The sequence below is a fragment of the Glaciimonas sp. CA11.2 genome (assembly GCF_034314045.1).
Taxonomy (GTDB): domain Bacteria; phylum Pseudomonadota; class Gammaproteobacteria; order Burkholderiales; family Burkholderiaceae_D; genus Glaciimonas.
Map to the genome: position 1 here is coordinate 4,363,135 of NZ_JAVIWL010000001.1, position 12,181 is coordinate 4,375,315.

Sequence of the window (12,181 nt, forward strand, 5' to 3'; positions counted from 1 at the left end):
AGTGTCTACCGTTTACCAATCATCCGTCCTGCCTGCCACCTTTACCTTCGGCTACCATACCGTGCGGACTATCGAAAAGAACGATCAATTCTGGTTCTTCGCCAGCGATGTCTGTGCGGTGTTGCACGTTACTGACGCGCCCCAAGCCTTGTCCCGTCTCGATTTGTACGAAGTTGATAACATCATCGCCAATGATGCCATGGGCCGCCCTCAAGAAACCACACTCATCACCGAGTCAGGTCTTTACAGCTTGATCATGCGCAGTCGTCACAATCTGGCCAAGGCGTTCAAGCGATGGGTAACGCACGATGTCTTGCCCATCCTGCGTAAGCAAGGTCAATCCCAAAAGGGGCAAAAACGTCCAGACACTATCGATGTAAATGCGCTTTTGCTAACTGGAATGGCTACACCAAGTATCGCTAGGCCAACCTTGGTCGATAAGGCGATTGATCAGCGCGCCCGGCAACTTTCTCGTGAGGCTTTCCACTTAATTCGCGCGCATCTTCAGCGGCATGTCGCCTACCAATGTGAGGTCAGCCAGCCTAACCCCCGACTAATCGTTGATAAAGCACTCGATGTTATCGCTCAAGGCACATTGGGTGCGGCGCTGGCGCACACCTACCGCACCGAACTTAACGCCTGCGAACGCTGGTTGAAAATCGCACAAGGCGATATCAACGAATCGCTCGCCAGACTCCAGGCGCAGAAGGCGCTGAAACAAATTCTATAATGGTTGTTAGAGTTATTTTCTAGCGCCGACAGGTCCACCATGTCCGCAACTTTTGCTTGTAGCGATGACGGAGCCAAATTGCCTCCGTGCCACCGCATAGGTCCCAATTGTTAATCAACCCAGTTTGATCAAATTTTTAAGCATGAGTGGTCCGGTCAACCGAAGAAGAAGGACACCTTCTGCGATCTTGCCGAGCAAAATAGGTGCAAAACCAAACTGCTCGGCTAAACCTGCGACAGTGATGCTAGCGTCGTCGTCGTTGCTCGCGACGAACACAACGCGACGGCCTTCATGTTGAGACGGGTTGCTTGTCAGGACTGCAGCGGGTAGTTGGTTGAAGGCTTTAACTACCTTTGCGCCGGGTAGTGAAAGGTCCACGATGTCGGTGGCCTCTACACCGCCTAATTCTTCCGACGTGACATCGCGTGCGTTCATTTCAACTCGTTCTCACGGACCGATCGGTTTTAATGACGGGGCAAGACTACGGTGTGATGTCTCCGCAGACTTGGCGTCTGGCCGACCTGTCAGCGAAGCATGCCTTTCTTCTAAACGGTATCGGTTGGGGAAGCATGCCGTTGCACATGATTGAACGCGACCTTGCTACTGGTGCCCTTGTTATGTTGCAAGTTGAGGGCATACCTGAAGGCGGGATGAAGCTGGCTATGTCGGCTGACCATCCCGCTGCGTCACCTCCAGGACCTGGCGGAGAATGGTTTATTGAACGCTTGAAAATTTTTCTTGATGAAACAGCTTAGGTGCAAAATAGCGTAGGTATCGAGCCCGGCGAAGTTAAAAGTAAGGTAGGTGGCGTATTGACTCAACAGCCTGAAAGCGTTGATTGTGATTCGGCAAACGGATACACAATATGCCGATTACATCGAATAATTAAAAAACTTTATGCGGAAATTGATCGTTCCGTGGCAAAATCCGAAGTTACGAAATATGTTCATGATTATCCAAAAAGTGATGGTGTTCATTTTTTTGATTCTGATTGTTGTACATGTGTTGGCAGCGCTGAAGCATCCTCTGACGATTGCGATGGCATTTCCGGCAGATGCTTCCCTAAAGAGTATGCAAAATGTTTTTGCTTTTCCCTGCCTCTGCCGCATTCCCCAATTTTAAAAAAAGATCGAAAACTTCCCCATATGTGTTGGCTGCGCTTGGCGTGCTCAGCACATTGAGCTCCGTGAGTATGGCTGCCGACGATACATCTCAACCACTTAAGGAAGTCGTAGTGTCAGCTAGTCGGACTGAACAGCGCGTCATGGACACAGCTGCGTCAATTGATGTGGTGAATTCTCGTCAGATTCACGATGGTACTGCTGAACAAAATATGTCAGAACCGCTGGCGCGCGCGCCCGGCATTTTTGCGCTGAATCGCCAAAACTATGCGCAGGATCTATTGATTTCTTCAAGAGGTTTTGGTGCTAATTCAGCTTTCGGTGCGCGTGGCATCAAAATATTTGTCGATGGTATTCCTGGAACGGCGGCTGACGGGCAGGGCCAGATTTCACATATTGATCTGGCTTCTGCCGATCATATTGAAGTCATGCGTGGTCCGTTTTCTGTTTTGTACGGCAATTCCGCAGGCGGCGTTATCAACGTCTTCTCAGAAAATGGAAAGCCGGGAGCGGAAGTGATGCCCTATTTTTCGATGGGATCGTTCGGACAGCGCAAGTACGGCGTCAAAATCGATGGCGATGAAAACGGTCTTAATTATCTTGTGGATGCTGGTGCGCTTCATACAGACGGTTATCGCGATCATAGCGCTGCCGATAGGAATAATGAAAATGCGAAGCTGCGCTTTACACTGACGCCGGATACGACGGTGACGGTAGTGGCTAACAGGGTGCATTTGACTGCGCTTGATCCATTAGGATTAACTGCCGCCCAATTACAAGCAAATCCGCGCGGAGCAGGAACCGGAGCGGCAGCATTTAACACCCGCAAAAGTGTTGATCAGACCCAAGTCGGCGTGACGGTGGATCAGCGCATCAGTGCAACCGACTCGCTCACTTTTACACCTTATGGCGGCGAGCGCAAAACCACCCAATATCTTGCCTCAACGGTAAATGGCGTCATCAATCTAAAGCGCGATTTTTTTGGTATGGACAGCAAGTGGTTGCATTCGGAAAATATTGGCGGCATGCCTCTTAAAATAGTCGTTGGCGTGGATGGTAACGAAAACAGGGATCACCGTTTAACGTTTTCCAATATCGCAGGTCAGGAGAAAATTGCGGCGACAGATCAGGATTATTCAATGGAGGCGCGTAATCTTGACTTCTATTTGCAAGGTGAATTACGTCCTACCGATCGCTTGGCATTTACCGCTGGTTTACGGCAATCGCAAATTACCTTAAGTGCAAACAGCAACAACAATTTGGCCTCATTGGGTTCGCATACCTATCAAGCAGTAACCGGTATGGTTTCGGCGCAATATTACGTTCAGGAAAATGCAAACGTGTATGTGTCTTATGGCTCCGGCTTTGATACACCGACACTCAATCAGATCATCTATAGTCCGGGCTATGTCAATTCTGGTGGCACGAATACCGGCAATATTGGTATCAACGCCGCCAAGACCAAGCAGATCGAAATTGGATACAAGAGCCAAATTTCTAACAGCGCACAGGTAACAATCGCTCTGTTTCACGCTGATACCACCGACGACATCGTGATTGCGGCAAGCAACGGCGGCAAAACATCCTATATGAATGCGCCAAAAACAACGCGTGATGGACTAGAGCTGAGTACAGAGTTTCAACTGCCGTATCACTTGCAAGCAAATGTCGCCTACACGTTGCTGGACGCCAAGGTTGCGCAGTCGTACACAGAAAACATTACCAATGCCAGCAATAATGTGACGACTTCTTATAACGTCGCACGGGGCAATCGTATTCCGGGCGTACCGAATCAAGGGTTATTTGCCGAGCTGGTTTGGCGTAAACCCGACAATTCGCTTGAGTTTGCGGTGGAGGGAAGGGCGGCAGGTAGCATGGCCGCAAACGATCTAAATAAGGCCTACGCAGGTGGATATAGTTTGATGAACCTGCGCGCGGTTGTACGACAGACACTGGGAAAATGGGCATTCACCGAATTTGCGCGTGTCGACAATGTGTTCGACCACGCATACGTTGGATCTGTGATTGTTAATCAAGCCAATAGTCAGTTTTATGAAAGCGCTCCTGGACGCAATTGGTTAGCGGGCGTCAATGCGAGCTATCGATTCTGAGTTTCTTGCAGTTTTAGAACTCTGATTGGTACCGAGTTGACACTGATTGCCAACTCGGTGCCATGCGGTTTAAACCGCATGGCTGGTATCCATGACTAGTCGCCGCCGCAAAAGCTAATCTTTGTGACGATGGTCAGTCCGCCATGGGTACGGCTTGGTAACGTATATTTATTCCGGATTAACTGAATGTCTTTTACTTCGGCATCATCTTGCGGCGCCAGATAGTAAGCTGAGCCTGCGTATGTTGATATTTTCTGGATGTTTCCCTGATTACAAAATCAATGTCCTGAGGCGCTTGCACCTCGTCAAACATAGTAGCCAGGATACGTTTAAGCGCTTGATAGGTGGTCACGGCTTCCCCATTTTCTCGAAATCCGCCCAACCAGTTCGATTTTGGCGTGTGTTCCTCCAGCCAAGTGTAAGGCGAGGTCAACAGTAGTAGCCCTCCGGGACGTATGCGCGTTCCTATATCCTCAAGAAATACTGCAGGCTCTACTAAACGGTCAATCAAATTAGCTGCTAACACGAGGTCATAGTCACGATATTTTTTGCTCAGGTTACAGGCATCACCCTGACTGAAATTGACCTTGATGGCCTGTTCTGCATTTAACTCCAGCTCGCTCAGGCAAACTTCTCGATACTCAAACAACTCTCCTTCTATCGGCACTTCATACCGCACACGATCATGTTTGATGAGCGCTATGGCAACGTCGATGAAACGGGCCGAATAATCGACACCGTCCACATGAGAAAAATGCCTTGCAAGCTCCAGAGCGGAACGCCCAACGGCGCAACCAATATCTAAGGCGCGATGTTTTTTCTCACAAAGCATTGCAGAAATATCAGCGAGTTTTTTTGAAAAATTGGCAACCCCGAAATATTCGGGGCCATAGTGAAAATCCAGGTATTGCGCAACTGCTGAATCTGTTTCATAAGGATTCATCGGTAACTTTTCCTGATAGTGAGAGGTGACATAACGAAATCCTGCATGTTGAAAAAAATGACGCCGAAAGGCATATCGCGCAGAGCGCAATCCAAGATTGCCGGTCGAAATCCAGCTTCCGCCTTTTATTAGAATATGTTTCCCATCAAATGTGGGCACTGAAAAATCATCATATAAAGGATATATTTTAAATCCCTGCAGGCCATCAGTCGCAGTACTGGTCCACTGCCACAGATTGCCAATTACATCGTAAAACTCATCTTGCGGAAACTGATCAACAGGACATGGCGATGCCCAGTGTTCCAAGTTTACATTTCCCGGAGCCGAGACCCAATCAGGCTGGTCGCAGGCAATGCGCTCACGTAAAACTTTCCATTCCATTTCGCTTGGAAGTTGAATAGGTAACCCGGTGAATGCTGCCTTCCATGCGCAAAAAGCTGCAGCTTCATATTGATTAACTTCGACAGGCCAGTTCCATGGCATTGGAACTTCCTCCAACATAAGCCTTAATTTGAGACGTGTGGTTTGCTTAATGTCGCCGACCCAAAATGTCGGCATGCTGACGCCGCTATAACGACACCAATTCCAGCCCTCATCACTCCAGTAAGATTTTTCTTGATAGGCGCCATTCAGCACAAAAGCTAAAAATTCTTCGTTACTCACCAGGAACTGACTAACCTGAAAATCGGCAACGGCTATGTTGCGTTGCCCGTATTCATTATCCCAGCCATAAGTAGCATCGCTGCTTAATTTTCCTATAGATATGGATTGTGCCGGTATGTCGATCAGGCTGTTAATAGGTGCCTGGCCTAAGATATGGCTTGCGTGAGGACAGATGGGCCAACTGAAATCGGTAGACACATACGCCAGTGACAATTGGCGTATCAATACAGAAGAGGTTTCCAGGTGAATTCTCTCATGTTCTATGCCCATCAATAGAACCCAGACTGCACTATCCCTGTCTATCGGTGAGGCAATCTTTATGTGCGTAATAAGTTGTATGACTTTAGCGCGTACTTTGATGCGATATGCCCGCATCTGCATAATTGACGGCCAGTCATAATGCTGCTCATTCAAATCATCCCAACTCATTTCATCCACGCCAATAGCAACCATCGCCTCAATTTTTGGGTCAATACGCTCATTGATCAGATGGGCTGCCAATAACTTATTAATGAAAAATGCAGCGGTATGACCAAAATAAAAAATTAACGGGTGTCGTAAATTAATTGCCTTGTTGTACCAAGCCCGCTCGTCCGATAAACAGTTGAATAACGATTCGTAAAGATCAAATGTCTGAGTGAAATAGGCGAGGATTTCAGCGCGTTTTTGTTCAGAATTTGAGTGGTTTAAAAGGACGGTACGCGTGGGCTGCGGAAGAGTCATTATGTCGGAAAGTTTAGTTGAGTTGAATACGACATGGAGGAACCCCTTTCAAACAAGGAGCCATGGAAACCAGCATCCAAACAAAAATATTTCCTTAAGGAAATTACATATTGGAATTAAAAGTAGTGGTTGTCAAGAGCAAATAAAGAAAAAAATGGCACGAAAGGAATAGATGCAGCCGTCAAAAACACGACTACTTTTTAGAGAATTAGTTGATCACTTAAGCATTAAATACCTCCCTTGATAAAGCCAAAAAACTATTTACATTTTCCTTCAAACGGCTAGATACGGGTGTCCTATGTGATTCTTCCTTCAAATGAATATCGGTAAATCAAAGCCACTTTTTTTTGTGCTTTTAACCTCGCTTCAACAGACCTGTTCGTGCCTGGCGTGAAAAGCCAGACAACTGTCGCGATCTGCATTCGTCATCGGTTTTAGGCGCTTATCAGAAACACTTTAAAAGTTTGTACGACTTGACGGCAGCGATCGCGATTTATAATCCTTGCCTCCTAATTTGGCAATCTACGGTCGATGTGGGGACGGGCGGTGAACAAATTAACTTCAACGCCTATGATTGACGTTGGCGCGGTTACAATTTTTGCTGACAAGGCAATATTGTTAGCCTTAGCACTGTTTATTTTGCACTGGTGACGGTTGTACTTTAAGGAGTAGGTATGCCGTTTGAAAACCACGATGGTCCGATCGATGTTCAAATTGATGAACCAGCAGCCTCCGTTGAAGGCCAGGTAATGCTTCAGAAAGCCATTCCAGACGGAGGCTGCGGAGGATCAACCATTCATCCATCTTCGGTCATTAGGTATGAGCCGGAGCGCGTTATCGTTGTCAATTTCTACGTCAAGAAGCGCGCTCGATCCATCTGCGTGGATAACGATACGCACATTTCCGGTCGCAATGGACGCGGCAAAACCTCTCTCCTTCGCCTCATTCCACTTTTCCCGGTGAGTATTCTTCACGCATGGTTAAGCCGTCGGGCGAAGGTATGAAGCCAATTTGCGAGTACGTCTTTGATTCGCTGTCGTAATATCTGGTCTTCGAATAACGCAACTTCGACGGGTTGAAGCTGGCCATCATGCTCTACAATCAGAAGGACGCGCCATCGTATATTTTTTGTGATGGTGGATATGATTGTGAATTATTTTCTGAAAATGGCCGGTATGTTGAAAGTCGAATTCTTAATGGTCGGCTCAACTCCGCTCTCATACCGTTCTGCGATCCCATGCAACCCTTCCCGCTGGCTTACCATTGTTAACACAACTTTACAGTCCTGCTTTTTATTTCTCGTCGCCATGAACAAAGACCAGACAGTCACTATGACGTCGGCAGCCACATTGACAGGTCAATTGCCCAAACAGGTTTGGGTTTAAACACGTACCCATGGGCAATGGAATAACCGGCAAGAAAGAGTGCATAGAAATAAATGCCCTTTGCACCAAAATAAAGGGAATTAAAGTTGAAGTAAAAATGACAACATTTATCTTGACCGCGCTTAGTCTGCCGCCTATATTAGAAACGTAACCTGCGTTCGGCTTTCACTTTTCTGTGACTGCGAACCACTTCAAAGCCCCCAATACGAGCCTCATGTCCCCATCACCATTACTAACGATTGGATCATGTCATGCAAGCATTCCTGAGCAGAAAAGCCGCGGCAGTCGTCTTCGGCTCAATTAGTGCAATCACCTGTTTCTCAGCTGCCGCTTCAAGTCACCGCGAGGCGCCATTTATCAGTGGTCAGCCGAAGGTCGACGGCACCGACTTCTATATGTTTCGAAGTTACGAGCCGGGCCGTCAGGACTATGTCACTCTGGTAGCCAATTACATTCCGTTTCAAGATCCACAGGGTGGGCCAAATTTCTACCAATTTGACGCCAATGCGCTATATGAAATCAGCGTTGTTAATGATGGTGGGAACAAGGAAAATATTACCTTCCGCTTTAAATTTACGAATACTTCAAAACGTACCGCATTGACTGTCGGGGGGCAACCCACTCTTATTCCGCTCATCAATTCGGGTGTCATCAGCGGTGTTAATCCACCTGCCTTAAATGTTCGTGAAACGTACACCGTTGACATAGTGCGTGGCGACCGTCGTGTTGGTACCGTGAGTTCAGTCACCAACACGGCTAACGGTTCCAACGTCTTTGATAAACCGGTCGACAATATAGGTGACAAATCATTCGGCAGCACGACAGGTTATGCAACTTATGCGAACCAGCATATTTATAACGTGGCGATCCCTGGATGTGGCAATGGACGGCTCTTCGTGGGGCAGCGTAAGGAATCTTTCTACATCGCCGTCGGTAAGATATTTGACTTATTCAACCTCAATCCTTTAGGGCCTGAAACCGGCAACACCAACAATCTTGCTGCCAAGAACATTAGCTCACTCAGTTTGGAAGTGCCGATTTCATGCTTAACTAATGGTACTGAGCCGGTCATCGGTGGCTTTACTACTGCAAGCGTCCGCCAAGGCCGGTTGATCAATCCTAAACCAGCATCTGGAAACAACAACGCTGTGAAGGAAGGCGGCCCATGGGCGCAAGTGTCGAGGCTGGGAATGCCATTGGTCAACGAAGTGGTGATTGGATTGGACGATAAGGATCGTTTTAATGCATCCAGACCTTCCGCTGATACACAGTTTGCTGCTTACGTCACAAATCCGTCGCTTCCTGCGCTCATACAGACGTTATTTCCGTCTGCTCCAGCGCCTACCAACTTTCCGCGAACCGATCTGGTGGCAGCGTTCTTGACCGGTATCAAAGGCGTTAACCAGCCGGCGAATGTCAAAGCCAGCGAAATGTTACGCTTAAACACTACTATTGCGCCAACACCTCAAGCCACTCAAAATGCGCTTGGTGTAGCTGGTGGAGACAACGCCGGGTTCCCAAATGGTCGTCGTCCTGGGGATGATGTCGTTGATCTATCCGTACGCGTGGCAATGGGCGCATTGTGTGTGCTCACCGGGGCGACCGATACCTTGGGTGTTGGATGTAAACCGAGTGACGCAGCGGCTGGCGGCCTGGCATTTACCGACGGCGTACGCAATGATGCGACAACTTTCCAAGCGGTGTTCCCGTATCTCAACACGCCCCTGCCGGGCAATAATTGAGGAGCCAACATGATCACCAAAAAGTGCATGATGGGTCTCGGGTCAGCGCTGGTTCTATCCGTGCTCTTGGGCGGTTGCGGTGGTGGTGGGGATAACCAAACGCCATTTGATCGCACCGGTTCGAATAATACCGCTGAACCTGTGGCTTCGCAGGACGCCTTCATCGATAGCGTCAACGGGATTATTGCAACAACGTCCGATGTCACCGAGCCGGTTTCCATCGATTCGATTACGGCTACAACGCCGAATAATACCGCTCCTCTGCCGCTTACGTAATGGCTTTCACCTAAAGCCCGCAGGCACTTTGGATGATTATTGCGTTAGGTCTTGATGACCTGCCGCAATGACCCTCCACGGCGTCTGCGGTTTCTAGTTTGCCGTCGCAACGACGCCAACGAACTGTGTCTGAAGGTCTTTTGTGCGACGTGAATATCCATGACATCATTCAACGCCCTGGTGGCGGCATTGTTATTTTCAGCCTTTTCGTTTCCGGCTTTTTGCGCGCCGCATATTCCCGTTAGCGACGCGGAAGTGATTGAATATTTGCCGCGACGTACTGACCCGTCGCAGATTGAATTTCGTGCCTTGCGTAGTCGTCTGGCAGCATCACCCGGTGATATGTCACTGGCGCTCACGCTTGCCCGCCGCTACATAAGTCAGTCGCGCGTAGAGGGAGATCCACGCTATCTCGGTTACGCCCAAGCGGCGCTGGCACCTTGGTATGACAAGGCCAGTCCACCGACTGAAGTGCGTGTCATGCGTGCCACATTACTACAAAGCACACATCAGTTCCCTGCGTCGCTGCTTGATCTTGACGCGGTAGTGAAGGCTGATCCGCGCAATGCACAGGCTTGGATCACGCGGGCCACTGTGCTGCAGGTGATGGGCGACTATGCGCGTGCCACCCAGAGTTGCAATGAGCTGCGTGAAATAGCGCCAGTGCTGATTACGATTACTTGCTTATCGAATGTTTCCAGTTTGAGTGGACAGGCTCGTCAAAGTTATGTGAGGTTGAAATCGGCGCTTGATCACGCGACAGAAGTGGACCCTGGTATTAGAATTTGGGTGGTTACTTTGCTTGCCGAAATGGCAGTGCGACTCGGAGAGTCTCGTGAGGCTGAGGAGTATTTTAAAACGGCGTTGACGTATGACGATGCTGATAGTTATTTGTTAGGCGCATACGCAGATTTTTTATTGGATCAGAAGCGTGCAGCCGACGTGATCCCTCTGCTCAAAGATAAAACGCGCGTCGACGCTTTGTTACTGCGCTACACACTGGCTTTACAGTCGACGGGCAATCACGCCGCAGCCGATCAGATTGCAGTGCTCGATTCCCGTTTTGCTGCAGCCATGTTGCGTATGGACACCGTCCATCAACGCGAACAGTCACGTTTTGAATTGCAGTTGAGGCATCGCGCTCCATCAGCATTACAACTGGCGCAGCGTAATTGGGCGATTCAAAAGGAGCCAGCCGACGTGCGCGTTTTTCTGGAGGCTGCGCTTGCTGCGAATAATAAGGCTGCCGCTGAACCAGTGCTGGATTGGCTAAAAAAGACCCGGCTTGAAGATCAAGTCATCAACGCGCTCGCAGCCCAAGTCATTGCGGGGTCATGAGATGAGGCGCCTCCTCACTATCTTCCTGCTGGCCGCGACGGGATTGCTTTCCGTTCCTGTCCACGCCCACAAGCCAAGTGACAGCTATCTCACCTTAAAGGTGAGTGATAAGTCCGTCGAAGGCCAGTGGGACATCGCGCTTCGTGATCTCGATTTTGCCATCGGTCTGGACCAGGACGGCAACGGTGAACTGACATGGGGTGAAATCCGTGCCCATCAACGCGACATTGCTGCCTATGCGTTGGGACATCTGACGCTTTCCAATGCTGGCACCAAATGCCCCATTACGAGCGGCCTGCAGTTAGTCGATAACCACAGCGATGGCGCTTATTCAGTGTTACGTTTTACCGCGAGTTGTAGCGCGCAGATTGAAAAACTTGATGTTGATTATCGCCTTCTGTTTGACATCGATCCACAGCACCGCGGCTTGCTGAACCTGCAATCTGGCGGTCAAAACTCAACCGCCATTTTTTCTCCGGGGACGCCGCATCAGACGTTGGTGTTGCGAGAGGCAAGCAAGCTCGCACAATTTGAAGACTATCTGATAACGGGCATCTGGCACATCTGGAAAGGATTCGATCACATCCTGTTTTTGTTATCGCTTTTGTTACCCGCGGTGCTTCAACTCGGCGACAAGGAGCGTCGCCCATCCGATAGCTTCAAAGCGTCGTTTATCGATGTACTTAAAATCGTTACCGCTTTTACACTGGCACATTCGATGACGCTTACATTGGCGACCTTGCAGGTGATATCACTGCCGTCACGGTGGGTCGAATCAGCGATTGCGGCATCGGTTGTTTTGGCCGCACTTAACAATCTGTTCCCGTTGTTTCAGGGGAAGCGATGGATGGTGGCGTTTGCGTTCGGATTGATTCACGGCTTTGGCTTCGCTAGTGTGCTGACCGATCTGGGGCTTCCTCAGTCATCCTTGTTGTTGGCATTAGTCGGGTTTAACCTTGGTGTTGAGATCGGGCAGCTTGCCATTGTCTCGGTATTTTTGCCGTTGGCCTATGCCATTCGCAGAACGATGTTTTATCGAAGCGCCGTTTTTTCTTTCGGCTCCAGTCTTATCGTGTTGATTGCTACGGTCTGGTTAGTAGAGCGCTTATTTGACCTGAGAATCTTTACAGTTTCTGCATAGGAAGCAAT

11 protein-coding genes are annotated in these 12,181 nt (G+C 49.0%); 9 read left to right on the forward strand and 2 right to left on the reverse strand.

The window, feature by feature from the left end; translation table 11 throughout:
* Position 1 precedes the first annotated feature (1 nt).
* Positions 2-730: a Bro-N domain-containing protein gene (locus RGU75_RS18955; RefSeq protein WP_322238613.1), complete on the forward strand. Its 729-nt coding sequence runs from the start codon at positions 2-4 to the stop codon at positions 728-730.
* Positions 731-844: 114 nt separating this feature from the next.
* On the opposite strand, the gene RGU75_RS18960 is transcribed toward RGU75_RS18955, so the two are convergent.
* Positions 845-1,165, reverse strand: a complete 321-nt coding sequence (locus RGU75_RS18960; RefSeq protein WP_322238615.1) for a hypothetical protein — start codon at positions 1,163-1,165, stop codon at positions 845-847.
* 32 nt (positions 1,166-1,197) lie between these two features.
* On the opposite strand from RGU75_RS18960, the gene RGU75_RS18965 reads away from it, so the two are divergent.
* The 3 genes from RGU75_RS18965 to RGU75_RS18975 all read left to right on the forward strand — a co-directional run bounded on the left by RGU75_RS18965 (position 1,198) and on the right by RGU75_RS18975 (position 3,962).
* A complete protein-coding gene (locus RGU75_RS18965) occupies positions 1,198-1,485 on the forward strand; it encodes a LysR substrate-binding domain-containing protein (RefSeq protein ID WP_322238617.1) in 288 nt (95 codons plus the stop codon).
* 193 nt (positions 1,486-1,678) lie between these two features.
* The gene (locus RGU75_RS18970; RefSeq protein ID WP_322238618.1) at positions 1,679-1,852 is read left to right on the forward strand and encodes a hypothetical protein; all 174 of its coding nucleotides are present in this window, start codon (positions 1,679-1,681) and stop codon (positions 1,850-1,852) included.
* A gap of 70 nt (positions 1,853-1,922) precedes the next feature.
* Entirely contained in the window at positions 1,923-3,962 is a 2,040-nt protein-coding gene (locus RGU75_RS18975) for a TonB-dependent receptor family protein (RefSeq protein ID WP_322240663.1), read from the forward strand.
* Between the two features lie 193 nt (positions 3,963-4,155).
* Here the strand turns inward: RGU75_RS18975 and ovoA are convergent, their stop codons facing one another.
* On the reverse strand, positions 4,156-6,291 hold the full coding sequence (gene ovoA / locus RGU75_RS18980; RefSeq protein WP_322238619.1) for a 5-histidylcysteine sulfoxide synthase: 2,136 nt from the start codon (positions 6,289-6,291) through the stop codon (positions 4,156-4,158).
* Between the two features lie 674 nt (positions 6,292-6,965).
* Here ovoA and RGU75_RS18985 point away from each other — a divergent pair.
* The 5 genes from RGU75_RS18985 (at position 6,966) to RGU75_RS19005 (ending at position 12,173) form a co-directional block, all read left to right on the forward strand.
* A complete protein-coding gene (locus RGU75_RS18985) occupies positions 6,966-7,295 on the forward strand; it encodes a hypothetical protein (protein WP_322238620.1) in 330 nt (109 codons plus the stop codon).
* Between the two features lie 632 nt (positions 7,296-7,927).
* Positions 7,928-9,418, forward strand: coding sequence for a DUF4331 domain-containing protein (locus RGU75_RS18990; protein WP_322238622.1), 1,491 nt, complete (start codon positions 7,928-7,930; stop codon positions 9,416-9,418).
* A gap of 9 nt (positions 9,419-9,427) precedes the next feature.
* Entirely contained in the window at positions 9,428-9,694 is a 267-nt protein-coding gene (locus tag RGU75_RS18995; protein WP_322238623.1) for a hypothetical protein, read from the forward strand.
* A gap of 159 nt (positions 9,695-9,853) precedes the next feature.
* Complete coding sequence (locus RGU75_RS19000; protein ID WP_322238625.1) at positions 9,854-11,032, forward strand: hypothetical protein; 1,179 nt, start codon at positions 9,854-9,856, stop codon at positions 11,030-11,032.
* Position 11,033: 1 nt separating this feature from the next.
* Complete coding sequence (locus RGU75_RS19005) at positions 11,034-12,173, forward strand: HupE/UreJ family protein (protein ID WP_322238626.1); 1,140 nt, start codon at positions 11,034-11,036, stop codon at positions 12,171-12,173.
* Positions 12,174-12,181: the final 8 nt, after the last annotated feature.